This is a genomic window from Uliginosibacterium sp. H1 (assembly GCF_036017065.1).
In the GTDB taxonomy this organism is placed as follows: Bacteria; Pseudomonadota; Gammaproteobacteria; order Burkholderiales; family Rhodocyclaceae; genus Uliginosibacterium.
In genome coordinates, this window is sequence record NZ_JAYXHR010000001.1 from 275,706 (window position 1) to 300,944 (window position 25,239).

General features: G+C 64.1%; 24 protein-coding genes. 17 read left to right on the forward strand and 7 right to left on the reverse strand.

The features are described from left to right. Positions 1-19 precede the first annotated feature (19 nt). The 13 genes from nuoE to VVD47_RS01325 all read left to right on the forward strand — a co-directional run bounded on the left by nuoE (position 20) and on the right by VVD47_RS01325 (position 13,350). Positions 20-496, forward strand: a complete 477-nt coding sequence (nuoE, locus tag VVD47_RS01265; protein WP_327601587.1) for an NADH-quinone oxidoreductase subunit NuoE — start codon at positions 20-22, stop codon at positions 494-496. Further along, positions 493-1,821: an NADH-quinone oxidoreductase subunit NuoF gene (gene nuoF, locus VVD47_RS01270; protein WP_327601588.1), complete on the forward strand. Its 1,329-nt coding sequence runs from the start codon at positions 493-495 to the stop codon at positions 1,819-1,821. The genes nuoE and nuoF overlap by 4 nt, the downstream gene beginning before the upstream one ends. Then, positions 1,815-4,157, forward strand: coding sequence for an NADH-quinone oxidoreductase subunit NuoG (gene nuoG, locus VVD47_RS01275; protein ID WP_327601589.1), 2,343 nt, complete (start codon positions 1,815-1,817; stop codon positions 4,155-4,157). The genes nuoF and nuoG overlap by 7 nt, the downstream gene beginning before the upstream one ends. Beyond that, the gene (gene nuoH / locus VVD47_RS01280) at positions 4,157-5,206 is read left to right on the forward strand and encodes an NADH-quinone oxidoreductase subunit NuoH (protein WP_327603164.1); all 1,050 of its coding nucleotides are present in this window, start codon (positions 4,157-4,159) and stop codon (positions 5,204-5,206) included. Before nuoG ends, nuoH begins: the two co-directional genes overlap by 1 nt. An 11-nt stretch (positions 5,207-5,217) precedes the next feature. Next, positions 5,218-5,706 (forward strand): NADH-quinone oxidoreductase subunit NuoI, encoded by a 489-nt coding sequence (nuoI, locus tag VVD47_RS01285; RefSeq protein WP_327601590.1) that lies wholly within the window; start codon positions 5,218-5,220, stop codon positions 5,704-5,706. 22 nt (positions 5,707-5,728) lie between these two features. Further along, a complete protein-coding gene (locus VVD47_RS01290) occupies positions 5,729-6,382 on the forward strand; it encodes an NADH-quinone oxidoreductase subunit J (protein WP_327601591.1) in 654 nt (217 codons plus the stop codon). A 22-nt stretch (positions 6,383-6,404) separates the two neighbouring features. Further along, on the forward strand, positions 6,405-6,710 hold the full coding sequence (gene nuoK / locus VVD47_RS01295; RefSeq protein WP_327601592.1) for an NADH-quinone oxidoreductase subunit NuoK: 306 nt from the start codon (positions 6,405-6,407) through the stop codon (positions 6,708-6,710). Positions 6,711-6,716: 6 nt separating this feature from the next. Beyond that, complete coding sequence (gene nuoL, locus VVD47_RS01300) at positions 6,717-8,807, forward strand: NADH-quinone oxidoreductase subunit L (RefSeq protein WP_327601593.1); 2,091 nt, start codon at positions 6,717-6,719, stop codon at positions 8,805-8,807. Positions 8,808-8,857: 50 nt separating this feature from the next. Beyond that, entirely contained in the window at positions 8,858-10,336 is a 1,479-nt protein-coding gene (locus tag VVD47_RS01305; RefSeq protein ID WP_327601594.1) for an NADH-quinone oxidoreductase subunit M, read from the forward strand. Between the two features lie 33 nt (positions 10,337-10,369). After that, positions 10,370-11,914, forward strand: a complete 1,545-nt coding sequence (gene nuoN, locus VVD47_RS01310) for an NADH-quinone oxidoreductase subunit NuoN (RefSeq protein ID WP_327601595.1) — start codon at positions 10,370-10,372, stop codon at positions 11,912-11,914. 79 nt (positions 11,915-11,993) lie between these two features. Beyond that, positions 11,994-12,530: an NUDIX hydrolase gene (locus VVD47_RS01315; protein WP_327601596.1), complete on the forward strand. Its 537-nt coding sequence runs from the start codon at positions 11,994-11,996 to the stop codon at positions 12,528-12,530. 149 nt (positions 12,531-12,679) lie between these two features. Next, positions 12,680-13,009 carry a c-type cytochrome gene (locus VVD47_RS01320; RefSeq protein WP_327601597.1) on the forward strand — a complete coding sequence of 110 codons (330 nt, stop codon included), beginning with the start codon at positions 12,680-12,682 and terminating at the stop codon, positions 13,007-13,009. 11 nt (positions 13,010-13,020) lie between these two features. Next, positions 13,021-13,350 carry a c-type cytochrome gene (locus tag VVD47_RS01325; RefSeq protein ID WP_327601598.1) on the forward strand — a complete coding sequence of 110 codons (330 nt, stop codon included), beginning with the start codon at positions 13,021-13,023 and terminating at the stop codon, positions 13,348-13,350. 129 nt (positions 13,351-13,479) lie between these two features. Here the strand turns inward: VVD47_RS01325 and wrbA are convergent, their stop codons facing one another. After that, on the reverse strand, positions 13,480-14,094 hold the full coding sequence (gene wrbA / locus VVD47_RS01330) for an NAD(P)H:quinone oxidoreductase (RefSeq protein ID WP_327601599.1): 615 nt from the start codon (positions 14,092-14,094) through the stop codon (positions 13,480-13,482). Between the two features lie 177 nt (positions 14,095-14,271). Here wrbA and VVD47_RS01335 point away from each other — a divergent pair, with 177 nt between their 5' ends. Then, positions 14,272-14,526 carry a hypothetical protein gene (locus VVD47_RS01335; RefSeq protein ID WP_327601600.1) on the forward strand — a complete coding sequence of 85 codons (255 nt, stop codon included), beginning with the start codon at positions 14,272-14,274 and terminating at the stop codon, positions 14,524-14,526. Positions 14,527-14,628: 102 nt separating this feature from the next. Continuing rightward, on the forward strand, positions 14,629-15,159 hold the full coding sequence (locus tag VVD47_RS01340; RefSeq protein WP_327601601.1) for a hypothetical protein: 531 nt from the start codon (positions 14,629-14,631) through the stop codon (positions 15,157-15,159). Between the two features lie 94 nt (positions 15,160-15,253). Here the strand turns inward: VVD47_RS01340 and VVD47_RS01345 are convergent, their stop codons facing one another. From VVD47_RS01345 to VVD47_RS01365, 5 genes are all read right to left on the reverse strand, one after another. Beyond that, positions 15,254-18,148, reverse strand: a complete 2,895-nt coding sequence (locus VVD47_RS01345; protein ID WP_327601602.1) for an adenosylcobalamin-dependent ribonucleoside-diphosphate reductase — start codon at positions 18,146-18,148, stop codon at positions 15,254-15,256. A gap of 167 nt (positions 18,149-18,315) precedes the next feature. Continuing rightward, positions 18,316-19,170, reverse strand: coding sequence for an HDOD domain-containing protein (locus tag VVD47_RS01350; RefSeq protein ID WP_327601603.1), 855 nt, complete (start codon positions 19,168-19,170; stop codon positions 18,316-18,318). Continuing rightward, on the reverse strand, positions 19,163-20,644 hold the full coding sequence (locus VVD47_RS01355) for a hypothetical protein (protein ID WP_327601604.1): 1,482 nt from the start codon (positions 20,642-20,644) through the stop codon (positions 19,163-19,165). Before VVD47_RS01355 ends, VVD47_RS01350 begins: the two co-directional genes overlap by 8 nt. 277 nt (positions 20,645-20,921) lie before the next feature. Beyond that, entirely contained in the window at positions 20,922-21,740 is an 819-nt protein-coding gene (locus VVD47_RS01360) for a DUF2189 domain-containing protein (protein WP_327601605.1), read from the reverse strand. Positions 21,741-21,922: 182 nt separating this feature from the next. Further along, the gene (locus tag VVD47_RS01365) at positions 21,923-22,135 is read right to left on the reverse strand and encodes a YdcH family protein (protein ID WP_327601606.1); all 213 of its coding nucleotides are present in this window, start codon (positions 22,133-22,135) and stop codon (positions 21,923-21,925) included. Positions 22,136-22,442: 307 nt separating this feature from the next. On the opposite strand from VVD47_RS01365, the gene VVD47_RS01370 reads away from it, so the two are divergent. Both VVD47_RS01370 and greB read left to right on the forward strand, forming a co-directional pair. Further along, on the forward strand, positions 22,443-22,682 hold the full coding sequence (locus VVD47_RS01370) for a DUF3567 family protein (RefSeq protein ID WP_327601607.1): 240 nt from the start codon (positions 22,443-22,445) through the stop codon (positions 22,680-22,682). Between the two features lie 43 nt (positions 22,683-22,725). Next, complete coding sequence (gene greB / locus VVD47_RS01375; protein WP_327601608.1) at positions 22,726-23,277, forward strand: transcription elongation factor GreB; 552 nt, start codon at positions 22,726-22,728, stop codon at positions 23,275-23,277. On the opposite strand, the gene VVD47_RS01380 is transcribed toward greB, so the two are convergent. After that, complete coding sequence (locus tag VVD47_RS01380; RefSeq protein ID WP_327601609.1) at positions 23,265-25,112, reverse strand: sensor histidine kinase; 1,848 nt, start codon at positions 25,110-25,112, stop codon at positions 23,265-23,267. The two genes, greB and VVD47_RS01380, sit on opposite strands and share 13 nt — an antisense overlap. Positions 25,113-25,239: the final 127 nt, after the last annotated feature.

Genomic DNA, 25,239 nt, shown 5'->3' on the forward strand with positions numbered 1-25,239 from the left:
CGATCGACAAGCGAACAGCATGCTTTCTGCAGAATCCCTGCGGTCCATAGACCGCGAAGTCGCCAAGTATCCCGCCGACCGCAAGCAGTCCGCCGTCATGTCGGCACTGCGTATTGCGCAGGTCGAGAAGGGCTGGCTGGCCAGCGAGACGATCGAGTTCGTGGCGAAGTATCTCGGCATGCCGCCGATCGCAGCCTACGAAGTGGCCAGCTTCTACAACATGTACGACCTGAAGCCGGTCGGTCGCCACAAGCTGACGGTATGCACCAACCTGCCGTGCGCGTTGTCCGGTGGCTTCGACGCGGGTGAGTACCTCAAGCAGAAGCTGGGTATCGACTACAACGAAACCACCGCCGACGGCCGCTTCACGCTGAAGGAAGGCGAGTGCATGGGCGCCTGTGGCGACGCACCGGTCATGTTGGTGAACAACCATCGTATGTGCAGCTGGATGTCCTACGACAAGATCGACAAGCTGCTGGAGGATCTTGGCAAATGACAGCGCTGAGTGGACACGGCGTCATTCTCGACGGCGTCGCCGGCGAGAACACCTGGCGGCTCGAGGATTACCTGAAGCGTGGCGGGTATGCCGCGCTGAAGAAGATCATCGCCGAGCAGATTCCTCCCGAGAACATCATCGCCGAGGTGAAGAAATCGGCCTTGCGTGGCCGTGGCGGCGCAGGCTTCCCCACGGGCCTGAAGTGGAGCTTCATGCCGCGCGCCTTCCCGGGCGCCAAGTACATCTGCTGCAACTCGGACGAAGGCGAGCCCGGTACTTTCAAGGATCGCGACATCATCCGCTACAACCCGCATGCGCTGATCGAAGGGATGATCATCGCCGGCTATGCCATGGGTTGCGGCACCGGCTACAACTACATCCACGGCGAGATCTTCGCGGAGTACGAGCGCTTCGAGGCCGCGCTGGCCGAAGCGCGCGAAGCGAACCTGCTAGGCAGCCATATCCTCGGTTCCGCATTCAGCTTCGAGTTGCATGCCCACCACGGTTACGGTGCCTACATCTGCGGCGAAGAAACCGCACTGCTGGAATCCATCGAGGGCAAGAAGGGCCAGCCGCGCTTCAAGCCGCCGTTCCCGGCGAGCTTCGGTCTCTACGGCAAGCCGACCACCATCAACAACACCGAGACCTTCGCGTCGATTCCCTACATCATCCGCGAAGGTGGCGAAGCGTTCCTGAACCTTGGCAAGCCGAACAACGGCGGCACCAAGCTGTTCTCGGTGTCGGGCCACGTCAATCGACCGGGCAACTACGAAATCCCGCTCGGCACGCCGTTCACCGAACTGCTGGAGCTCGCAGGTGGCATGCGCGGTGGCCGCAAGTTGAAGGCGGTGATTCCGGGTGGCTCGTCCGCGCCGGTGCTACCGGCATCGATCATGATGGACCTGACGATGGACTACGACGCCATCGCCAAGGCGGGCTCCATGCTGGGCTCGGGCGCGGTCATCGTCATGGACGAGACGACCTGCATGGTGCGTGCGCTGGAGCGTCTGTCCTATTTCTACTACGAGGAATCCTGCGGCCAATGCACGCCGTGCCGTGAAGGCACCGGCTGGTTGCACCGCATGGTTCACCGCATCGAACACGGCGAAGGCCGCGCGGAAGATCTCGAGATGCTGACCGGTGTGTCGGACAACATCATGGGTCGCACGATCTGCGCACTGGGCGATGCCGCCGCGATGCCCGTCAAGAGTTTCGTCAAGCATTTCGGCGACGAATTCGCTTATCACATCCAGCACAAGTGCTGCCTCGTTCCGCACGAAGTCCAGCGCGAAGGCAGCAAGATTTACGTGGAACACGCATGCTAGAGATCGAAATCGACGGCACGAAGCTGGAGGTGCCCGATGGCAGCACCGTGATCGATGCTGCCAACCGTGCCGGCACCTACATTCCGCACTTCTGCTACCACAAGAAGCTCTCCATCGCCGCCAACTGCCGCATGTGTCTGGTGGACGTGGAGAAGGCGCCCAAGCCCTTGCCCGCGTGTGCCACGCCGGTCACCAACGGCATGAAGGTGTCCACGCATTCCAGCAAGGCCGTGAATGCGCAGAAGGGGGTGATGGAGTTCCTGCTCATCAACCACCCGTTGGACTGCCCGATCTGCGACCAGGGCGGCGAATGTCAGCTGCAGGATCTGGCCGTCGGTTACGGCGCTGCGGGTTCGCGCTACAAGGAAGAAAAGCGCGTCGTGGTCAACAAGAACCTCGGCCCGCTGATTTCCACCGACATGACGCGTTGCATCCATTGCACGCGCTGCGTCCGCTTCGGTCAGGAGATCGCCGGCGTCATGGAGCTGGGGATGGCCAACCGTGGCGAGCACTCCGAGATCATGTCCTTCGTCGGGCGCACGGTCGACTCCGAGCTGTCCGGCAACATGATCGACCTGTGCCCGGTGGGGGCGCTGACCTCGAAGCCCTTCCGTTTCTCCGCACGCACCTGGGAGCTGTCCCGTCGCAAGTCGGTGAGCCCGCACGATTCGCTGGGTGCCAACCTGATCGTCCAGGTGAAGCACGACGAAGTGAAGCGCGTGTTGCCGCTGGAGAACGAGGCGGTGAACGAATGCTGGATCTCGGACAAGGACCGCTTCTCGTACGAAGCGCTGCGTTCGCCGGATCGCCTGATCGCACCGCGCATCAAGCAAGGTGGCGTGTGGCGCGAAGTCGACTGGCAGACCGCGTTGGAGTACGCCGCTTCGTCCCTGAAGGGTGTGGCAGCGGACCACGGTGCGCAACAGATCGGTGCCTTGCTGTCGCCGCACAGCACGCTTGAGGAGTTGTATCTCGCTCAGAAGCTGGTACGTGGTGTGGGCTCCGACAATGTCGATTTCCGCCTGCGTCAATCCGATTTCTCGCTGGATGGCAAACGCGCTGGTGCGCCATGGCTGGGTTTGCCGGTCGCCGAGTTGAGCAGCCAGGATGCGGTGCTCGTCGTGGGCAGCTTCCTGCGCAAGGATCATCCGCTGCTGGCGCAGCGTCTGCGCCGTGCCGCCTCGCAAGGTTGCGACGTGATGCGACTGCACGTCAGCGCAGATGACCTGCTGATGACGCTGGCCCAGGACCTCGTCGTCGCGCCATCGGATCTGGTGCGCTCGCTGGCCGCGATCGTCAAGGCTGCCGCGAAGATCGCCGGTGCCGAGGTGTCGGCCAGCGTCAGCGATGTCGTCGCCGCGGTGTCTGCCGATGACCAGGCTGAGGCCATCGCCCGCGCACTGAGTGAAGGTGAGAAGGCGGCCGTGTTGCTCGGCAACTTCGCCGTGCAACATCCGAACGCCGCCTCGCTGGAATTGCTGGCCGCGGAACTGGCGCGCCTGACGCAAGCCAGCGTGGGCGTGATCGGGGAGGCTGCCAATTCGGTGGGCGGCTACATCGCCGGTGCCTTGCCGCAAGGGCAGGGCGCCCACGCAGCCGCGATGCTGGCCACGCCGCTCAAGGGCTACCTGTTGCTGGGCGTCGAGCCCGACCTGGACTGTGCCGACGGTCTTGCCGCGCGCAAGGCCGCACAGGCGGCGGAAAGCGTCATCTACCTGGGTAGTTTCGCCAGCGATTCCATCGCCGAGATGGCCGACGTGATGCTGCCGGTTTCGCCGTTCGCCGAAACCTCCGGTTCCTACGTCAATGCGGAAGGTCGTGTGCAGAGTTTCCACGCCGTGACCAAGCCGCTGGGCGACAGTCGTCCGGCCTGGAAGGTGCTACGCGTGCTGGCCAACCTGTTGCAGCTGGACGGCTTTGCTTTCGATTCCAGTGAAGCAGTACGTGCCGCGGTGCTTGCCGAAGGCGAGGTGACTGCACGACTGTCCAACGCGGTGGAAGGTGGCGTGGCCCGTCTGGATGCCGCATCCGCCGGCCTGCAGCGTGTGGCCGATGTGCCCATTCACTTTGCCGATGCGCTGGTGCGCCGTGCGCCGGCCCTGCAGGCGACCCGCGATGGTGCTGCGCCAAGCCTGCGTGCAAATGCCGCTCAACTCGCCGAGCTGGGCTTGCAGTCCGGTGATGCTGTCCGGGTACGTGGCAGTGGCGGCGATGCTGCCCTCGTGGCCCGCGCCGACGAATCCGTGCCGGCCGGTTGCGTCCGCGTTGCCGCTGCGCACGCCGCGACGGTGGCGCTGGGCGGTCTGCACGGGACGCTGACGGTGGAGCGCGCATGATGCAAGAGCTTCTGCAGCCTGTTGCCGACCTCTTTGGTCCGACCTGGCCGGTGGTGTGGACGCTGGTCAAGATCATGTGCATCGTCGCGCCGATCTTCCTGTGCGTGGCTTACCTCACGCTGGCAGAACGCAAGGTCATCGGTTTCATCCAGGTGCGTATCGGGCCGAACCGCGTGGGTCCGTTCGGCCTGCTGCAGCCGATCGCCGACGGCCTCAAGCTGCTGTTCAAGGAAGTCATTCTTCCTTCGCAAGCCAGCTCCGCGCTGTTCTATCTCGGTCCGGTCATGGTGTTCGCGCCCGCGCTCTTCGCATGGGCGGTCGTGCCTTTCTGGGATGGTGGCGTACTGGCCGACGTCAATGCCGGTGTGCTGTACCTGATGGCCGTGACGTCCATCGGCGTGTATGGCGTGATCATCGCCGGCTGGGCCTCCAACTCGAAGTACGCCTTCCTGGGCGCCATGCGTTCGGCTGCGCAGATGGTGTCCTACGAACTGGGCATGGGCTTCGCACTGGTGTGCGTCCTGATGGTGGCCGGTTCGCTGAACCTGTCCGACATCGTCCGCTCGCAGGGCACGGGCATGTTCGCTTCGATGGGCCTGGGCTTCCTATCGTGGAACTGGCTGCCGCTGCTGCCGATGTTCGTGGTGTATCTGGTGTCCGGTTTTGCCGAGACGCAGCGCGCGCCGTTCGACGTGGTGGAAGGCGAGTCGGAGATCGTCGCCGGTCACATGATCGAATATTCCGGCATGGCCTTCGCGCTGTTCTTCCTTGGCGAGTACGCCAACATGATCCTGGTGGCGGCGCTCACCTCGGTGCTGTTCCTGGGCGGCTGGCTGTCGCCGGTGGGTTTCCTGCCCGACAGCTTCCTGTGGCTCGGCCTGAAGATTTCTTTCGTATTGTTCCTCTTCCTGTGGGTACGTGCGACTTTCCCGCGCTTCCGTTACGACCAGATCATGCGTCTGGGCTGGAAGGTGTTCATCCCGCTGTGCCTGTTCTGGGTGCTGGTCGTGGGTGTGTGGATCATGTCGCCGCTGTCGATCTGGAAGTGACGAGGTAAGTCATGGGTGCTGTATCTGAATTCATCGGCAGTGTCTTCCTGAAGGAACTGCTCAAGGGCATGGCGCTGACCGGGCGGCATTTCTTTGCGCGTAAGATCACCATTCAGTTCCCGGAAGAGAAGACGCCGCAAAGCTCGCGCTTCCGGGGCCTGCATGCCTTGCGCCGCTATCCGAACGGGGAGGAGCGCTGCATCGCCTGCAAGCTGTGCGAGGCGGTGTGTCCGGCGATGGCCATCACCATCGAGTCCGAGCAACGCGAGGACAACACGCGCCGCACGACGCGCTACGACATCGACCTGACCAAGTGCATCTTCTGCGGTTTCTGCGAAGAAGCCTGTCCGGTGGATGCCATCGTCGAGACGCGGGTGTTCGAGTACCACGGCGAAAAGCGTGGTGATCTCTACTACACCAAGCAGATGCTGCTCGCCGTCGGCGAGCGTTATGAAGCGCAGATCGCCAACGACCGCGAGGTCGAGGCGCGTTATCGCTAAGCGCCGGACGAGACAACATCGAATGGAATTCTCGAACCTGATCTTCTACGTGTTCTCGGTCGTGCTGCTGGCGTCCGGGGTCATGGTCATCACCTCGCGCAACCCGGTGCACGCCGTACTGTTCCTCGTGCTGGCCTTCTGTACGGCCGGCGCGATCTGGATGCTGATGCACGCCGAGTTCCTCGCCATCGCCATCATCGTCGTGTACGTCGGTGCCGTGATGGTGCTCTTCCTGTTCGTCGTGATGCTGCTCGACATCAACATCGATCGACTTCGCGAGGGCTTCTGGCGTTACCTGCCGCTGGGCCTGCTGGTAGCCGTGCTGGTGGTGTTCCAGATGGCTGTCGTGCTGCGCGGTGACTACTTCCAGCTCGAGTCGCTGGCACCGCCGACGATGCCGGCTGCGAACGCAAGCAACACGCAGGAACTGGCGCGCGAACTGTTCACGCACTACGCCTATCCCTTCGAACTTGCTTCGATGATCCTGCTGGTGGCGATGGTGGCCGCCGTGATGCTGACCCTGCGCCGTCGCGAGAACAGCAAGTTCAACAATCCGGCCGACCAGATCCGCGTGAAGCGCGCCGATCGGGTGCGCATCGTCAGCATGCCGACCGAGCGTGACCTGCCGGCTGCTCCGGCAGAGGCCGCTGACGTACCGCCGGCCGAGCCGAAGTAAGGCGCCGGGAGGAATAACGAAAATGCTACCGCTCTCTCACGTGCTGATCGTCGCCGCGCTGCTGTTCGCCATCAGCGTCGTCGGTATCTTCCTGAACCGCAAGAACCTGATCATCCTGCTCATGTCGATCGAGCTGATGCTGCTGGCGGTCAACATGAACTTCGTGGCCTTCTCCCGCTACCTGGGCGACTCGGGCGGACAGATCTTCGTGTTCTTCGTGCTCGTCGTGGCCGCCGCCGAATCGGCCATCGGCCTGGCGATCCTGGTCACGCTGTTCCGCAACCTGAAGACCATTCACGTCGACGACCTCGACAGTCTCAAGGGCTGAGTCGACATGAGCTCCATGCAGAAACTCTATCTCCTCGTTCCGCTGGCGCCCTTGTTCGGCGCCATCCTCGCCGGCCTGTTCGGTCGGGTGATCGGTCGTACCGCGTCGCACGTCGTGACCATTCTCGGCGTCGCCGTGGCACTGGTCGCCTCCGTGGTGATCTACCAGGACGTGCAGGCCGGCAACACCTTCAACGGGGCGCTCTACACCTGGGCGACCAGTGGCGGCATCACTTTCGAGGTCGGTTTCCTGATCGATTCACTGACTGTGATGATGATGCTGGTCGTCACCTTCGTGTCGCTGATGGTGCACATCTACACCATCGGCTACATGAGCGAAGACCCCGGCTACCAGCGCTTCTTCAGCTACATCTCGCTGTTCACCTTCTCGATGTTGATGCTCGTGATGAGCAACAACTTCCTGCAACTGTTCTTCGGCTGGGAAGCGGTGGGCCTGGTGTCCTACCTGCTGATCGGTTTCTGGTACACCCGTCCGACTGCGATCTACGCCAACCTCAAGGCCTTCCTGGTCAACCGCGTGGGTGACTTCGGCTTCCTGCTCGGCATCGGCCTGATCGCGGCTTACGCCGGCACGCTGAACTACGCCGAAGTCTTCGCCAAGGCGCCGGAACTGCTGCAGATGACCGTGCCCGCCACGGGCTGGCCGCTGGTGACGGCGATCTGCATCGGCCTGTTCATCGGCGCGATGGGCAAGTCGGCACAGGTGCCGCTGCACGTGTGGCTGCCGGATTCCATGGAAGGCCCGACGCCGATCTCCGCGCTGATCCACGCCGCCACGATGGTGACCGCCGGCATCTTCATGGTGGCGCGCATGTCGCCGCTGTTCGAGCTGTCGGAAACCGCGCTGTCCTTCGTGCTGGTCATCGGCGCGACCACGGCGCTGTTCATGGGCTTCCTGGGCATCGTGCAGAACGACATCAAGCGCGTGGTGGCGTACTCCACGCTGTCGCAGCTCGGTTACATGACGGTGGCGCTGGGTGTGTCGGCGTATTCCGCTGCCGTGTTCCACCTGATGACGCACGCCTTCTTCAAGGCGCTGCTGTTCCTCGGTGCCGGCTCGGTGATCATCGGCATGCACCACGACCAGGACATGCGCAACATGGGTGGCCTGTGGAAGTACATGAAGATCACCTGGATCACTTCGTTGCTGGGGTCTCTGGCACTGATCGGGTTCCCGTTCTTCGCGGGTTTCTACTCGAAGGACTCGATCATCATGGCGGTGCACTTCTCGAACATTCCGGGAGCGGGCTACGCCTACTTCTGTGTGCTCGCCGGCGTGTTCGTGACGGCCTTCTATTCCTTCCGTATGTACTTCCTGGTGTTCCATGGCGAGGAGCGTTTCGGCAAGGCGCACGCGCACGATGCCCATGCCCATGCGCGTGACACGCATGCCGTGGCCCACGACGGCCACGACCATGACGAGCATGCCCAGGATGATCACTCGCATGACGATCACCACCACGGCCTCGCACCGGGCGAAAAGCCGAAGGAGTCGCCCTGGGTGGTGACGCTGCCGCTGGTGCTGCTGGCGATTCCGTCGGTGATCATCGGCGCGCTGACCATCGAGCCGATGCTGTTCGGCGAGTGGTTCGCCGGTGTGATCCATGTCGCCGAGGCACATGACGTGATCGCCGAGTTCGGCAAGGAATTCCACGGTGCGGCCGCGCTGGCCCTGCACGGGTTCGTGACGCTGCCGTTCTGGCTGGCGATGGCGGGCGTGGCGACGGCCTGGTTCTTCTACCTGAAGCGTCCGGAGATCCCGGTGTGGTTCGGTCAGCGTTTCGCCTTCCTGTACCGCCTGCTGGACAACAAGTACTACTTCGACCGCTTCAATGAAGTGTTCTTCGCCGGTGGTTCGCGCATGCTGGGCCGCTTCTTCTGGCGTGCGGGCGACCAGGCCATCATCGACGGTGTGGCGGTCAACGGTTCTGCGCGTCTGGTGGGCGGGATCGCACAACTGACGCGCTGGCTGCAGTCCGGCTACGTCTACCAGTACGCCTTCTGGATCATTTTCGGAGTCATGGTGTTGCTGTGGATGTGGCGACTGGACTTCCAGGCCGGCGCCATCGGCGGTTGATCGCCCGCGACTCAAGAACCGACAACAAACACGATTAACGGGTCATACAGATGACTGTTCCTTACCTCAGCCTGGCGATCTGGCTGCCGATCTTCGGTGGCTTGCTCACGCTCTTCGCCGGCAAAGACCGCAATGCACCGGTCGCGCGGATCATTGCGCTGCTGACCGCGCTGGCCGGTTTCCTCATCACCATCCCGCTGTACACCGGTTTCGATACCACCCAGGCGAACATGCAGTTCCTGGAGGTGCATCCCTGGATCCAGTACTTCAACATCAGTTACGCGCTGGGCGTTGATGGCATCTCCATGCCCTTCGTCATCCTCAACAGCTTCATCACCATCTTCGTGGTGATTGCGGGCTGGGAGGTGATCCAGGAGAAGGTCGCGCAATACCTGGCGGCCTTCCTGATCATGTCGGGTCTTACCAACGGCATCTTCAGTGCACTCGATGGCGTGCTGTTCTACGTGTTCTTCGAGGCCGCGCTGATCCCGATGTACCTGATCATCGGCATCTGGGGTGGCCCCAACCGTGTGTACGCGGCGCTGAAGTTCTTCCTCTACACGCTGCTCGGTTCGCTGCTGATGCTGGTGGCGTTCATCTACCTGTTCCAGCACTCCGGTGGCAGCTTCAGCATCCTCGACTGGCACGCTGCGCCGCTGTCGATGCGCGAGCAGAGCTGGATCTTCTTCGCCTTCCTCGCATCCTTCGCGGTCAAGGTGCCGATGTGGCCGGTGCACACCTGGTTGCCGGATGCCCACGTGGAGGCGCCAACCGGTGGTTCCGTAGTGCTGGCGGCCATCGCGCTGAAGCTCGGCGCCTACGGCTTCCTGCGTTTCTCGCTGCCGATCGTGCCGGATGCCAGCCAGTACTTTGCGCCGCTGATGATCACCCTGTCGCTCATCGCGGTCATCTACATCGGCTTCGTGGCGCTGGTGCAGACCGACATGAAGAAGCTGGTGGCGTACTCGTCCATCTCGCACATGGGTTTTGCCACGCTGGGCTTCTTCATGTTCAACCAGCTCGGCATCGAAGGCGCGCTGGTGCAGATGATTTCCCACGGCTTCGTGTCGGGGGCGATGTTCCTGTGCATCGGCGTGCTGTACGACCGCGTGCACAGCCGCCAGATCGCCGATTACGGTGGCGTGGTGAACACCATGCCGAAGTTCGCGGCCTTCTTCCTGCTGTTCGCGATGGCCAATGCCGGCCTGCCGGCAACCAGTGGCTTCGTCGGTGAATTCATGGTCGTGCTGGGCGCCGTGAAATACAACTTCTGGATCGGCTTCGCCGCGGCCACCACCCTGATCCTCGGGGCCGCGTACACGCTGTGGATGTACAAGCGCGTGGTCTTCGGGCCGGTGGGCAACCACCATGTTGCCGAGCTGAAGGACATCAATGGCCGCGAGTTCCTGTTCCTGGCCGTGCTGGCATTGTGCGTCCTGGGCTTTGGCCTGTACCCGCTGCCGCTGACTGAAGTCATGCACGCCACTGTCGACGAGCTGCTCCGCCACGTCGCCAACAGCAAACTCTGAATGTCGCCGACACGATTGCACAGGTTCTGATCAATGGAATTCCAGATCCCAAATTTCGCTCCCGCCGCCGCCGAAATCTTCGTTGCGGCCATGGCGCTGGTGCTGCTGATGGTGGCAGCCTTCGCGCGTCCGGGTGGTGGCCGCTGCGCGGCCTTCTGGGTCAGCCAGGCAACGCTGCTGGTCGCGGCCGTCCTGTCCCTGCCGGTCGACTGGAGTGCTGGCGTGTGGGAAACGCTCCGCAGCAGTGAAGGCGGTATCGGCATGTGGCTGCTGAGCTGGCTGGCCAGTGGCAAGGTGACGTTCACCTTCGGGCTGTCCTTCCTGTCGGACCCGCTGGGCGGCATGCTGAAGAGCCTGGTCTGCCTCGCGGTGATGGCCGTGCTGCTGTATGGCCGCCGTTACCTGAACGACCGCAAGCTGGAGTCGCCCGAGTACTACGTGGTGGCCATCTGCGCCACGCTGGGCATGCTGGTGCTGATCTCCGCCAGCAGCCTGCTGACCATCTACATGGGCCTGGAACTGCTGTCGCTGTCGTCCTACGCGCTGGTCGCTGTCGACCGCGACAACCCGCGCGCGACCGAAGCGGCGATGAAGTACTTCGTGCTGGGTGCGCTGGCGTCCGGTCTGCTGCTGTACGGCATCTCCATGGTGTACGGTGCTACCGGCACGCTGGACATCATCGAAGTGGCCCGCGGCCTGTATGAGCAACAGGTGAATCGCACGGTGCTGCTGTTCGGCCTGGTCTTCGTGGTGGCCGGCGTCGCCTTCAAGCTGGGCGTGGTGCCGTTCCATATGTGGATCCCCGACGTCTATCACGGCGCGCCGACCTCGGTCACGCTGCTGATTTCCACCGCCCCCAAGCTGGCCGCGTTCGCCATGGCCTTCCGCCTGCTGGCACTGGGCATGTGGGATCTCGCACCGCAGTGGCAGAAGATGCTGATGATCGCTGCCGTGGCGTCGATCGTGCTCGGCAACCTGGCAGCGATTGCGCAGACCAACCTCAAGCGGATGCTGGCCTACTCCGGCATCTCGCACATGGGTTTCATGCTGCTGGGCCTGATGGCCGCCAAGGGCTCGCCGCACGACCTCTTCAACGCCTACGCGTCCTCGCTGTTCTACGTCGTCATCTACGTGCTGACCACGCTGGCTTCGTTCGGCATCCTGCTGATGATGTCGCGCGAGGGCTTCGAGGCCGAGAACATCGACGACTTCCGCGGCCTCAACCGCCGCAACAGCTGGTGGGCGGCGATGATGGCGATCGTCATGTTCTCCACCGCCGGCCTGCCGTTCTTCGTCGGCTTCTTCTCGAAGTTCTTCGTGCTGCAGGCCGTGTTGTCGGCAGGTCACCTGTCGCTGGCCGTCGTGGCGGTGCTGATGTCGCTGGTCGGTGCTTTCTACTACCTGCGCGTCGTGAAGGTGATGTACTTCGACGAGCCGGTGGACGACACACCGGTGCGCGCATCGCGTGGCTTCGGTCTGGTGCTGTCGTCCAACGTGCTGGCCGTGGCGGTGCTGGGCATCATGCCCGGCTGGCTGATGAATTTCTGCGTGCTGGTACTGCGCAGTTCCTTCGGCTGAGCCCAGACTTTCCCGAGACCAGCAAAGCCTGTCACGCCAGCGTGACAGGCTTTTTCATGAGTACCCCTGGAGTCCTTGCGTGAAGCATCTTGAAGAAACCCGTATCGATGGTGAACAGATTCTCGACGGCCGCCTGCTGAAGGTGTTCCGCGATCATGTGCGGCTGCCGGATGGACGCGAGGCCACCCGGGAGTACGTCAAGCATCCCGGCGCCTGCATGGTCATCGCCGAGTCGCGCCCCGGTGTCCTGGTGCTCGAACGGCAGTATCGCTACCCGGTCGGCCGGGTCTGCCTGGAGATGCCGGCCGGGAAGCTCGATCCGGACGAAAGCCCGCTGCGCTGCGCACAACGGGAACTGCAGGAGGAGACGGGTTACGCGGCGACGGACTGGCAGCATGTCGGTACGCTGCACCCATGCATCGGCTACTCGGACGAGCACATCGAGATTTTCCTCGCGCGTGGGCTCACCCTGGGGGAACGCAAGCTCGATGACGGGGAATTCCTTGATGTCCTGGAAATGAGCCTGGACGAGGCTGAGGCGGCCGTGCTGGATGGCCGCATCAGCGACGGCAAGACGATTACCGGACTGTTCTGGGCCCGCAAACTGCTGGTCTGAACGTCCGTGAGGCGGAATGCGCCGCCTCCAATACAGCCGCACAGATTTACTTAGCGCGATACGCCTGTAAAATCGCCGATTGCGCATGGCTCGTGCTCCTTCGCCGGGAGCGTTCGTGCGCCAGACAGAGCCAACAACAGAGAGGCGCCATGAAGAAAATTGCAGTGCTGTTTGCCGTGGTCGCGACGGGTTTGCTGGGTGCGACCGTGCAGGCGGCAGAAGGTCGTGCCCAGATCGGCGCGAAGAAGGTGTCGATGTGCATCGGTTGCCACGGCATTCCCGGCTACAAGATCGGCTTTCCCGACACCTACCACGTGCCCAAGCTCGGCGGTCAGCATCCGGACTACATCGTTGCAGCCCTCAAGGCCTACAAGAACGGTGAGCGCCAGCAGCCAACCATGAACAGCATTGCTGCCAGCCTGTCGGAACAGGACATGGCCGACATTGCCGCGTACTACGCCGGCAAGAAGAAAAAGTGAGGGAGCGGGGCATGAAGCGAATCACCATTGTGGCCCTGGGCCTGATCTCTGCCGTGGTTGCGACGTCCGTCTCGGCGGCATCGGGCAATGCGGCGAAGGGCAAGGAAAAATCCGCAACCTGCGTCGCCTGTCACGGCGCCGATGGCAACAGCCCGACGGCGATGTTTCCGCGAATCGCGGGCCAGCATGAGGATTACCTCAACCAGGCGCTGAAGTCATACAAGAACGGCACCCGCAAGAACGAAGTCATGAAAGGCATCGTTGCGCCGTTGTCCGCGCAGGACATGGCTGATCTCGCGGCGTACTTCTCCAGCCAGAAGGGGCTCGAGATCAAGCGTTGATCGGCCTGACAGGCGAAGCAAGAACAAACGGCCCGAGAGGGCCGTTTGTGTTTTCAGGGCGCGCCCTGCGTTGTGCGAACAGTGCTTTTCTACGCGCCGCTCCCGGCATGACGGCCGGTGGCAGCAGGATCAGCTGCCACCCAGCTTCAGTTTGCGGGTGATGCCTGCAACGTGCTCACCCTGGAAGCGCGCACCGGCCAGTTCGTTGGCGCTGGGCTGACGCGAACCGTCGCCGCCTGCAATGGTGCTGGCGCCGTAAGGAGAGCAACCCGTGAGTTCATCCACGCCCATCTGGCCAGCGAAGCTATAGGGCAGCCCGACGATGATCATCCCCTGGTGGAGGAGGGTGGTGTGGAAGGACAGGATGGTGCTTTCCTGGCCACCATGCTGCGTGGCGCTGGAGGTAAAGACACTGCCCACCTTGCCGATCAGCGCTCCCTTGGCCCACAGGCCGCCGGTCTGGTCGAGGAAGTTGCGCATCTGGGCGGCCATGTTGCCGAAGCGGGTCGGGCTTCCGAAGATGACGGCGTCGTAATCCGCCAGTTCGTTCGGCGTGGCGAAGGGGGCATCCTGGTTGACCTTCATGCCTGCCTTGCCGGCGACTTCGTCCGACACCAGCTCGGGTACGCGCTTGATGGTCACTTCGGTGTCCGCCACCTTGGCGGCACCCTCGGCGATAGCCTTCGCCATGGTCTCGATATGGCCGTATGCGCTGTAGTACAACACCAGAATCTTCGTGCTCATGGGCAACTCCTGACGGAACGGGGAAAGTGACGGGGGAACGGGAATCCGTTCGGAAACGGCTCCATATGGACGTGCTCCTGCGGACCGAGGTTCCGCTCCCTCCAGCATAGCCGACCAGTCCGCCTGTCCGCTCTGCGCAAAGGCTGGTTATCCTGACCCCCTTTCGGGAGAACCGTCATGCCTGTCAGCACATCCAGTATCAGCCTGCCGCGCGTCGTACTTGTCCTGGGCGGTCTCGGCTTGCTTGTCTTCGGTGCGTCACGCCTGCCGCAGGCGGAAGCGCAGCAGCCTTTGCTGGCACCGCCGGAATGCGTGTGCGCCAGACCGACCCGGCTCGACAATGCCAGCGTCGTGGCCTGCACCTGTGGAAGCCTGAGCTGCGTCAGTCTCCTGACCGCCGCGGGCTCAGGCAGTGCCCTGTCCTGTCGTTGATCCGCACGGGGTCGGCCGCTCGTCTTCATCGCCCGGATGGCTGCTTGCGCTTTGTGTGGAAAAGCGTAGCGTCCACCGCGTCATCCAGAGGGCATCCATCCCATGAGTGTGGCCGACGACAAGTCCTATATGCTCGACACCGACCTCTTTCACTGGCTCTGCCAGACGGGGCTGGCGGAAAGCGGCCTGGCGGGCCGACGTCTTTTTGCGACGCATACCCAGCTTGCGGAACTGCGCATGCTGAAGGATTCCGGCAGGCGTGCCGAGCTGCTGGAAGCCTTTGAAGGCTTGCTGAGCCCGGAAGCAATCGAGCCGCAGGGTGTGACCTCCTCGGGCGACCTCACCGAATCCCAGGTGCTCAATACCTCCACCTGGCTCAGGGATGATTTCTCGTTCGAGCAGAACGAGCCGGCGGAGGAGAGCCAGCCCACCTACGGACAACTGTTCGAAGCGCTCGAGGCCCGCGAGCGCAAGCGCCACAACGTGCAGGATGCGGTTGTCGTGGAAACGGCGGTGAAGCAGGGGGCCACACTGATCACGGCTGACCGCGTCATCGCGCTGGTGGTGCGCCAATGGAACGGCAGCGTCGAGGAATGGATGCTGCCCACCGGCCTGCAGATCGGTACTCAGTGATTCGTCGCAGTTGCTGAAGCGCAGCCCTTAGAGCTTCCGCGCAGTGCTTCGGGCCTTCAGCTAATGACGGGTGAGCATTGCGACGACGCGCCGATCAACCGCAGCTTCCGACCGCCCCACACGCAGTGCAGAAGTCGCATCCATCCTTCCTGATCACGGCGGGGTTGCCACATTCGTTGCACAGCGCGCCCTGCATCACCCGCGGTTCGTCGTCACCACGTGGCGCCTCCAGGATGCCCATCTCGCGCATCGGATAACCGTCCTCGTCCAGCACGCCCAGCATCGCGTAGCGGTGGATGACCAGGCGTGCGAGATAGGCGACGGTGCTGGGCCAGTTCTGCTGGCGGCGCGTGCCGGGAACGAAGGCCATGAAGTCGCCGAGTGGCTCCGGGTAGTTCAGCAGCTTGCGCAGCTTCATACCGATCCAGGCCGGGTCCATGACGCGCATGTCCAGCGACAACACGCGAGCGAGGCCGTCGAGAGCGCGCGGGTAGTTGCCGGATAGCCACATGGAATAAGGGCGGGTGACGCCATCCGGCAGCGTGATCTCCTTGAGACCGAGCACGAAGTCTTCACCGCTGGCGGGGTTCTGGATATCCACCGTCCACGACAGCGTGCCGTCGGTGCCGGTTCTCGGTTCCTGGGCACTGAACACCGCGTCCAGCACGGGATTCGTGCCTTGTTGATCGAAGGCGCCGAGCTTCTCGCAGCGGTAGCGCAGCACTTGCGCAAAGGCGGCGACGACACCGGGCACACGCCGCGTCTCGCCGTGCGGAGGGAATCGCAGCTCGAAGCCCGTCTCGCCGACGATGTGCGCCAGGGTGTCGAGCTTGAGCTTGAGCCAAGCGCGGTCGTTGGCGCGCATGTCCATGGACAGCGTCTTGGCCAGCGCGCCCAGGCCACGTGGCTGGTCGGCGCCGTTCACCCACACCTCGAAGGGAAAGTCGCCCGGGCTGTCGGTGGCCCCGGTCTGGCCGACGAACAGCGCGAAGCTGCCCTGTGGCGTGTCGAGCATGTAGGTCCACGACGTATTGCCGTCCGGTAGCTCGGGTCGGCCTGGCCAGCGCAGGCTGGACAGTACGGGCGCGGGCAGGTTGGGGATGCTCAGCCTGCGGTTGGCGTCGCTGACGACGACGTCATGCGGCAGCTTCTTCGGCGTATCGACGGACAACACGGAGCCGAGCACGCTGTTGGGCCGATAGGTGGCCAGGCCCTTCAGGCCGGCCTTCCATGCGCTGAGATAGAGGTTCTCGAAATCGGCGTATGGGTAGTCAGCGGGGACATTGACGGTCTTGGAGATGCTGGTGTCGACGCAGGGTGCGACGGCCGCCACCATGTTCTTGTGCGCCTCGGCGGAGATTTCCAGCGCGGTGACGAAGGCCGGCGGCAGCTTGTCGGTGTCGCCGCCCAGATGCCGGTACAGGCGCCACGCATAGTCCTCCACGGCGTATTCCTTCATGGTGCCGTCGGCCATGCGCTTCTTGCGCGTGTAGGTCCAGGAGAAGGGCGGTTCGATGCCGTTGCTGGCGTTGTCGGCGAAGGCCAGCGAGATGGTGCCGGTCGGCGCGATCGACAGCAGGTGCGAGTTGCGGATGCCGTGCTTGCGGATGGCATCCTTGATCTCGGCCGGAAGTCGGGACGCAAAATTGCCACCGGACAGGTAGAGGTCGGCGTTGAACAACGGAAAGGCGCCGCGCTCCCTGGCGAGTTCCACCGAGGCCAGATAGGCGCGATCGCGCATGGCTTCGGATATCCGCGTCGCCATCGCACAGGCTTCGGGCGTGTCGTAGCGCAGGCCCAGCATGATCAGCGCATCGCCCAGGCCGGTGAAGCCGAGCCCGATGCGCCGCTTGTTGCGCGCCTCCTGCTGTTGCTGCGGCAGCGGCCAGTGGGTGGTGTCCAGCACGTTGTCGAGCATGCGTACCGATGCTTCGACCGTGCGCGCAAAGGCGGCGAAGTCGAACTCGCCGAGCTCCACCCCGTCCGCCTGCCCACCGAAAGCCTTCCGCACGAACAGGGTGAGGTTGATCGAGCCCAGGCAGCAGCAGCCGTAGGGCGGCAAGGGCTGCTCCGCACACGGGTTGGTCGCCTCGATGGTCTCGCAGTAGTACAGGTTGTTGTCGCGGTTGATGCGGTCCAGGAACAGGATGCCGGGCTCGGCATGGTCATAGGTGGAACGCATGATCTGGTCCCACAGGTCGCGCGCCCGCAGCTTGCGGTAGACCCACCAGCCGTCGTCGCGCTGGTAGCCGCCGTTGGCGCGGATTTCCGGAGCGGGCTCGGCGCGGTGGGCCAGTTCCACCTCGCCGTCGGCTTCCACCGCTCGCATGAACGTGTCGGTGACTGCGACCGAGATGTTGAAGTTGGATAGGTCGCCGTGATCCTTTGCGTGGACGAACAGTTCGATGTCCGGATGATCGCAGCGCAGGACGCCCATCTGCGCTCCCCGCCGGGCGCCGGCGGATTCCACCGTTTCGCAGGAGCGGTCGAACACGCGCATGTAGCTCACCGGACCGGATGCGCGACTCTGCGTGCCGCGCACCAGGGCGCCCACCGGGCGGATCGCCGAGAAGTCATAGCCGACGCCACCACCGCGCCGCATGGTTTCGGCCGCCTGTGCCAGCGCGGTGTAGATGCCGGGGCGGCCGTCGGATTCCTCGGTGACCGAATCGCCGACGGGCTGGACGAAGCAGTTGATCAGTGTCGCGGCAAGCTGGGTGCCGGCAGCGGAGTTGATGCGTCCCGCCGGTATGAAGCCGTTCTGCTGGGCTTCGAGGAAGCGGGCCTCCCAGTGCGTCCGCCTGTCCTCGGTTTCGACGGCGGCCAATGCGCGGGCAACGCGTTTTCGCACGTCGGTGACGTCGGACTCGCTGCCCTTGGCGTACTTTTCGAGCAGCACCTCACCGGAGATTTCCTGCTCGGCGAGTGCCGTGACCGTGGTGGTCGTGGCAGGCGGGACGGCGGACGGGGAGGGCTGACCAGGGCGCATGACGGATACCTCGGCGGACCGGACGGCCTGTCAGCGTAGCCCGCCAGGTCGTCAGTCGCCATAGAAATCGTGGATGGTGCTGTGGTGCCGCCATCATGTCGCGCCAGGGTCGGCGGGGCATTGTGCGGGCTCAACTCATTGGAGCCCGACGCCTTCGCGGTGTTCCGTCAGCGCTGCAGGCCGAGGCTGGCCAGCACTTCGCCGAGCTGTGTCTCCGCCTGCTCGATCGCCGCGTTGAGGATCAGGGCGTCCACGCCGGCCAGGCTGAGCGCTTCCGGGTGCAGGCAGCCGATCGCATCCGAAGTCGGCATGCCGGTCTCGATGGCTTCGGACAACACGGCGGCGATATGCACACGGGCTGCATCGTGCGCCAGGTCGCCCGCGTAGGGGGGCATCAGTTGCGCACCGACCAGCGTGCCGATACTGGCGGGCAGTCGCCAGGAGACGATGAGCGCGGCGCCGACCTCGGCGAAATCGCAGCCGGCCAGTTCGCGTTCCCGCTCGGCGCGTTGTCCCAGTGTCGCGGGGCGGGACAGGACGTCGCGCATCACGTCGGGAATGGCGTGGCACATGACGAGGTGGCCGGTGTCCGACAGCAGGCCGGCGACGAACAATCGCTCGCCCTCGCGGTCGCCACTGAGGCGGGACAAGTGGCGGCACAGCAGGCCGCGGCGCACCGAGCCGCGCCAGAAGCGACGCATGTCCAGATCCGCCGGCGCAACGCTGCTGAAGCTGGCCGCCAGCACGCTGGCCAGCACGGCCTCGGCCACTTCGTCCAGGCCGATCAGGCTGATTGCGCGCGACAGGGTTTCGATGCGGCGGGGAAAGCCGAAGAAGGCACTGTTGGCCAGGCGCAGCAGGGTGCCGGCCAGGGCGGGGTCGGCCGACACCAGGCGTGCGAGCTCGTCGGTGGAGACGTCCGGATCCTCGATCGCCTCGCGCACCCGGTAGTAGACGTCCGGCAGGCTCCAGAGCCCCTCGACGCAGGCCACCAGTTCCTGCGAGGTATGCAGTTCAGCCATTGTTCGCCTTGTCGTCGGACAGGTCGTCCTCGTCAATGTCCACGGTTTCGCCGTTGCTGCCGACGCGGCGCGCGCGCAGGCGGATCAGGTCGCAGCTGGCCAGGCGCTCGACGATCTCGACCGCCTCCAGCTGCACCATCGCACCCTTGTACGGCACCATCAGCGACATGCCCGGCTTGACGTCGCCCATCGGCGCCAGCAACCCGGGGGATTTGTTCAGGCACAACACCTTGGACAGCAGCAGGACCGGCACCTGGACGGATTTGCCCTTGCTCGCGGGCTTGCTGATGTTGGCCGGAGCGGCGTTGTCGCCCAACAGCTCCACGCCGAGTTCGAAATCTGCATTTGTGATGCTGCGCGCCCGGCGCGTCACGCACAAGCTGACGGCAGCGCTCTCGCGCGGACGCAGCGCGACCAGTTCGCCCACCGCGATCGCCCCGGCGTGGCCGCTGACGAAACGCAGGCCGAAGCCGGAGGGACTCTGGTCCACCACCTGCCATTCGCTGGTCTGCGACAGGCCGCCACCGATACCTTCCGACTTGTCGCTGGCGCGGCGCCGGAAGGCGGCTGCCGTCAGGAAATGGCGAACGGAGTCGAAACCGGGAACCAGGTCGGCGCGCGGACGGAAGCTGTTGCGGCTGTGGCGGCGCGAGCGCGGCTCCGACCACTGCTCGCCGCAGCGCTGCAGCAGGAACATGTATTCCGGCCTGGCGGCAGCCAGCGGCAGGCCCAGCTTGTTGGGCGGGATGCCAGTGCGCATGCCGACCAGCTGGCGCTTGAGGTGCTTGAGGACGGTGCGCAGATCCAGCACCAGTTCGCCGGGGTTCAGCTCATGGCTGGAGCCCAGCCGGCGCGGCACGCGGCCTTTCTCGGTCAGCACGAAGAGGCCGGCGCCGCGCTTCTCGGGCGGGGCACTGCGCACGACAACCCGGTTGCCGTGGCGCTCGACGTAAAAGCGCAGCCAGCCCAGTTCTTCAGCGCCCAGGGTGGCTGGGTCGGCGAGGGCCAGCAGGCCGCTCTTGCCCACCAGCCGCTCGATGGTTTCCTCGCCTTCGAAGCTCTTGCGGTGGAAACCGCCTTCGCGGGCAATGGCGTAAATGCTGTTGAACTGTGCCCAGCGCCGTGGCGAACCGCTGGCGTATGCCCGCAGTGCCATCAGGCTGCGCTTGTGGATCAGCTGGGTGGCGCGGAAGCAGGCCTGCTCCAGTGCACTGCGATAAACCGCGCGCAGCCACTTGCTGTTGAGTTCCAGCGCCAGCTCCATGTAGGCCTCGCCCAGCTGCTTCAGCAGGCGGTCGGCAGTGGCGGCGGCAATGCGGCTGGTGGCGGTCAGCGGCAGGCGACTTTCGTCGAGCATCTTGTCCAGATCGGTCACCACGGTTTCCGCGTGGTGGTGAATCTGGTCCAGCAGCTTGAGCTGGCGGCGCAGATGGCCTTTGAGGGCGCGGGCTTCGACGACGCATTGGGACAGCATCTCGGCTGCATGGCGCGGGTGCTGCGGCACCATTTCCGTCAGGCGACCTGCGATCGCGTTCGCGGAGGTGATGTCCGCGCTGGCGGCACCTCCGATTGGAAGCAAAGCGGCAAATTGGGCCATGGCATTGCGGCCCGGAATTCTGAAGTCCACCACGTTTCCAGCAAGGTCTCGAGACGACGGGATTATGCGCTCCTAACGACATTGGTACAGCGCTTGACCAGTACTGCCTTACATGCGGAGCCGCAGATAGGACGGGAGGGGGCTTGGGCCGGTTTCAGGCCGTTGACGCGTCCTCGGCGGGCGGGGCTACGAGGTCCCGGTAGGCGTGCCAGGTGGCATGCCCGAGCACCGGCACGACGACGACCAGGCCAGCGTGGAAGCTCAGGAAGCCCACTGCCGTCAAGCTGACGATGAGCACGGCCCAGACAAGGCAGGTGCCCGGGTTGCGCGACAAGGCGAGCAGGCTGGCCAGCATCGCGGTGATGGCGTCCTGGCGCCGGTCCAGCATCAAGGGGATGGAGACCAGGCTGATCCCCAGCACGAGGGCCGCGAAGACCATCCCGACAGCACAGTAGATCGCCAGGAATTTGATGTTCTCCGCACGCAGGATCTGGCCGAGGAAGCCGCTCAGATTCGGCATCTCGCTGGTGTAGAACAGGGCGAACAGCACCAGCGAGGCACGTGCCCACACCAGGAAGACGATGGTCAGCACCAGGCCGAATATCCCCAGGTTGCCGGCGTTGCGCCGCCATACCGTCAAGGCGGAAAGGAAGTCGGGCCGCTGGCCCAGCATGCGCTGGCGACTCAGCTCGTAGAGCCCCATGGACAGGAACGGGCCCAGCAGCAGAAAGCCTGACGTAAGCGCCGAGGTGTATTGGTAGGCGTGCTCGAAGACCACCGTGATGGTCAGACCCATCGAGGCGAAGCAGAATCCGAAGAACAGGCTGGCGCCGAGGGAAACCCGCAGATCCACGATGCCGCGGGCCAGCCAGACGAAGGGGCGGGTGAGGGGTACTGCGCGCACCTCGGGGAAGGGAGAGACGGGGTGCGGCGGTGGTTCAGGCGGATTGCCGGACTCGCGGGTGTTCTCCAAGGCGGACTCCTGTCGCGGATGCGGACCGGATGTTGCCATGACACACCTGTGGCAATGCGCTGCGGTGCAGCGACCATCAGCCGCCGCAATGGCAGGGTTTGATTCTTTGATTGAACTGACCCGGCAAGGCGCGGGTCAGAAATTGCAGGAACAGCAGAGGCGAAACGAGGGGCAGGGCGTGATCAGGCCGGCAGATTCGGCGCGATCATCCGCTCGATGAGGTTGATGCGGTCGCGCACGATGAGCTTGCGCTTCTTCAGCCGACGCAAGGCCAGTTCGTCGTCCATGGGTTTCTGGCACAGCAGGGTGATGGTGTCGTCGAGTTGCCGGTGTTCGTCGCGCAAAGTTTCCAGCCGGGTGTGCAGGCTCATCGCGCGCTCAAGAATCTCGCTCATTGTTCTTTGCTCCTGTCAGTCACTGGTTTGCCGTCAGGATGGGGTCGGACTCTGGTGTGGTCCGTGAGTTCATTCATTAGGTGTACGTCCTGAAGGGCAATTTTTGAATAAGGGTTTTATGCAGTCAGGGCCGGCCCTTGGTGCCAGCGTTCCGGGGGAAGTCCCGTCAGGCAAGCGATTCACGTCCTGACACAAGTGGCAGCGGGGAACACCTATTGATTTTCCCCCTGTCTGACCCGAAATCAGTATTGAGGCCGATGACAATGCCGTCCCGGCCGTCGAGAGGTTTCAACGGGGAGGTGATGACATGCAGATCGTATTCAACAATCCGGTTCTGTACGTGGTGTCCTACCCCTCGGTCGACTCGATCGAGGTCATCGACAAGCGCCTTGGCCGTGGAACGCTGCTGTCTGGCGACACTGCTGCCCGCTTCCGGGTCGAGCTTGCCTCGGTGCTGGAAGGCGAAGAAGACGAGCGCGATGCCGATCTCGACATCTTTCTCGACCAGTTCGACGCGTTGATGACGCAGCCAGCCATCTACCAGTAAGTCCGGTAGGATCGCGCACTGATGTTTCAGCAGTGCGACAGGCATGAACAAGGCATTCGTCAAGGAAAACGACAGCGAGGACGACGACGAGCTGGACGGGGCGCCCCGCCTCCCGGCGGGCACCCGTAACTACATGACCAAGCGTGGCTACGCCACGCTGAAGGGTGAGCTCGACCATCTGCTCAAGAAAGAGCGTCCCGACATGGTCCAGGTCGTGGCCTGGGCGGCGAGCAATGGCGACCGCTCGGAGAATGGCGACTACCTCTACGGCAAGCGCCGTTTGCGCGAGATCGACCGGCGCATCCGCTTCCTCATCAAACGCCTGGAGTCCGCGGTAGTTGTCGACCCCGCCGAGCAGCAGAATCCCGAGCAGGTCTTTTTTGGCGCCACCGTGACGGTGAGCGATCCGGACGGTGCGGAGGCGACTTACCAGATCGTCGGCGTCGATGAGGCAAACGCCTCGCAGGGCAGGATCAGCTGGATCTCGCCCCTGGCGACCGCGTTGCTCAAGGCACGGGAAGGCGACACCGTGAAGGTGGCCAGTCCCGGCGGGCCCCGCGAAATCGACGTCCTGGAAATCCGCTACGAGCCCTGAGCACCGCTCTGCGGTTGCGAGAGTGAGCGCCGCCGCCGGCGGATCACCGAGGCGCGGTAAGGCATCGTGAAGCTGAACTGTGTGCCTTCGTCCGGCACGGACTCCACCCATATGCGGCCGCCATGTCGCTCGATGATGCGGCGTACCGACGCCAGCCCGATGCCGGTGCCGCCGAAGCCTTGACGTGCGTGCAGCTGCTGGAAGGGCTGGAACAGGCGCTTGGCGTGCGCCATGTCGAAACCCACGCCGTTGTCGGCGACGATGATCCGTTTGTGCTCGCGGTCATCCTGCTCGCTGACGGTGATGACCGCCGGCCGCCGGCTGCGGGTGAACTTCCAGGCGTTGTGCAGCAGGTTGTACAGCGCGTTGCGCAGCAGGACTTCGTCCCCCTCCACCTGGATGCCCGGCTGGATGTCGAACAGCACCTCGCGACCAGGGTCTGCCGTGCGCAACTCGCTGGAAATGTCCTCGGCGATGGTCGACAGGTTGAGCGTCGTGATCGAAAGAGGCTGGCGCGAGATGTTGGCCAGCGACAGCAACTCGTCGATCAGTTCGCCCATGCGGATGCTGCCGCGATAGACGCGCTCGAGGTACTCCCGCCCCTGGTCATCCAGGCGATCCCCATAGTCCTCGCGCAGCGCGTGCGCGAAGCCGTTGATCGCCCGCAGTGGCGCGCGCAGGTCGTGCGAGATCGTGTAGCTGAAGGCCACCAGTTCGCGGTTGGTCTGTTCCAGCTCGGAGGTCCGGCGGCGTACCCGTTCTTCCAGCGTGGCATTGACGCGGCCCAGTTCCTCGCGCGCCAGTTCCCGCTGACAGGCATCGTGGTAGCTGATCCACGCCATCAATGCCAGCAGTGAAATGAGCGTGCCGGTACCGAACAGCAGGCGGCGACGCATCTCCTCGAAATCCGCCATCGCTGCGCTCATCGGCCGCGACACCACTACCCGCAGCGGGTAGTCCGCCAGGCGACGGAAGACCGCCATGCGCGGCTCCGCGTCCTCGTTCAGGCTGCCGCTATAGGTGATGGCGCGCGGGGCGTCGGCGTTGCCGTCGGGGTCGTAGGGTGAACTGTCATGCACCTCGCTGCCCATCAGGCCGTCGAGGACCGGCAGGCGCAACAGCACCACGCCGTTGGTGTCGAGTATCGCGATGCTGTCCTGCGCCGTCAGGCGGATGTCGCGGTAGAAGTGTTCGAAGTGCTCGACGTCGATCAGCAGCGACACGACGCCGATGCGCTCGCCCTGCATGTCGTGGGCGTTGCGCAAGGCCGGGATGTACCAGCGCTCGTCCTGCGACTTGAACGGCGCACCGATGCCCAGGCGGTTGCCCACGTTGCGGCGGCGCGGATCGAACTCGCTCAGGGGCGCATCCAGGTTGCCCGGCGCCTGGCGTTGCCGCACGGTCACCAGCTTGTTGCCCTTCGCGTCACCGATGGTGATGGCACGCAGGAAGGGCTGGCGCAACAGCCATTCGCCAGCGACGGCCTCGGCATGGCGTATGCCGGATGGGTCCAGCTGGCCGTGGTCGACAATGCTGCGGGCGATGGCGCTGGCCGCGTTGTCGGCCTGGCCGAAGCTACGGTTGGCCAGCTCGTCGAGCGCCCGGGCCAGGCTGGCGATCTGGGTTTCCTGCCGCTGGAACTCGCGGGCGCGATCCTGCGCCAGCAGGGCCCACACGCCCAGCAGCATCAGCAGGGTGACGAGGGCATAGGAGCCGAAGATGGTGGCGGCCATGCGTATCGGCGAGCGGACGTCGCCGGACAGCTGGACGGCCGGTCGCCGTCGGGACAGCGGGTCGCCGGGCGAACCCAGCTGGGTGTAATCCTCGTCCTGCACCGGGTCTGCTCTCCTCGGGCATGCAAACGCAAGCCCTTGTTTGATCAGGGTCGTGGAATGACCTCTTGAAAGGGCGCAGCATCGTCCCCATATGGCGCGATGTTAACAAAGTGCCACCCAAAAGGAG

Bases quoted from the DNA above. Each gene is read 5' to 3' on its own strand.
- VVD47_RS01365 (WP_327601606.1), bottom strand. From the start codon at position 22,135: ATGAGCGAGATTCTTGAGCGCGCGATGAGCCTGCACACCCGGCTGGAA.
- nuoE (WP_327601587.1), top strand. From the start codon at position 20: ATGCTTTCTGCAGAATCCCTGCGGTCCATAGACCGCGAAGTCGCCAAG.
- nuoF (WP_327601588.1), top strand. From the start codon at position 493: ATGACAGCGCTGAGTGGACACGGCGTCATTCTCGACGGCGTCGCCGGC.
- wrbA (WP_327601599.1), bottom strand. From the start codon at position 14,094: ATGAGCACGAAGATTCTGGTGTTGTACTACAGCGCATACGGCCATATC.
- greB (WP_327601608.1), top strand. From the start codon at position 22,726: ATGAACAAGGCATTCGTCAAGGAAAACGACAGCGAGGACGACGACGAG.
- nuoG (WP_327601589.1), top strand. From the start codon at position 1,815: ATGCTAGAGATCGAAATCGACGGCACGAAGCTGGAGGTGCCCGATGGC.
- VVD47_RS01290 (WP_327601591.1), top strand. From the start codon at position 5,729: ATGGAATTCTCGAACCTGATCTTCTACGTGTTCTCGGTCGTGCTGCTG.
- VVD47_RS01335 (WP_327601600.1), top strand. From the start codon at position 14,272: ATGCCTGTCAGCACATCCAGTATCAGCCTGCCGCGCGTCGTACTTGTC.
- VVD47_RS01370 (WP_327601607.1), top strand. From the start codon at position 22,443: ATGCAGATCGTATTCAACAATCCGGTTCTGTACGTGGTGTCCTACCCC.
- nuoI (WP_327601590.1), top strand. From the start codon at position 5,218: ATGGGTGCTGTATCTGAATTCATCGGCAGTGTCTTCCTGAAGGAACTG.
- VVD47_RS01345 (WP_327601602.1), bottom strand. From the start codon at position 18,148: ATGCGCCCTGGTCAGCCCTCCCCGTCCGCCGTCCCGCCTGCCACGACC.
- VVD47_RS01320 (WP_327601597.1), top strand. From the start codon at position 12,680: ATGAAGAAAATTGCAGTGCTGTTTGCCGTGGTCGCGACGGGTTTGCTG.
- nuoL (WP_327601593.1), top strand. From the start codon at position 6,717: ATGAGCTCCATGCAGAAACTCTATCTCCTCGTTCCGCTGGCGCCCTTG.
- nuoN (WP_327601595.1), top strand. From the start codon at position 10,370: ATGGAATTCCAGATCCCAAATTTCGCTCCCGCCGCCGCCGAAATCTTC.
- VVD47_RS01350 (WP_327601603.1), bottom strand. From the start codon at position 19,170: ATGGCTGAACTGCATACCTCGCAGGAACTGGTGGCCTGCGTCGAGGGG.
- VVD47_RS01340 (WP_327601601.1), top strand. From the start codon at position 14,629: ATGAGTGTGGCCGACGACAAGTCCTATATGCTCGACACCGACCTCTTT.
- nuoH (WP_327603164.1), top strand. From the start codon at position 4,157: ATGCAAGAGCTTCTGCAGCCTGTTGCCGACCTCTTTGGTCCGACCTGG.
- VVD47_RS01325 (WP_327601598.1), top strand. From the start codon at position 13,021: ATGAAGCGAATCACCATTGTGGCCCTGGGCCTGATCTCTGCCGTGGTT.
- VVD47_RS01305 (WP_327601594.1), top strand. From the start codon at position 8,858: ATGACTGTTCCTTACCTCAGCCTGGCGATCTGGCTGCCGATCTTCGGT.
- nuoK (WP_327601592.1), top strand. From the start codon at position 6,405: ATGCTACCGCTCTCTCACGTGCTGATCGTCGCCGCGCTGCTGTTCGCC.
- VVD47_RS01355 (WP_327601604.1), bottom strand. From the start codon at position 20,644: ATGCTGTCCCAATGCGTCGTCGAAGCCCGCGCCCTCAAAGGCCATCTG.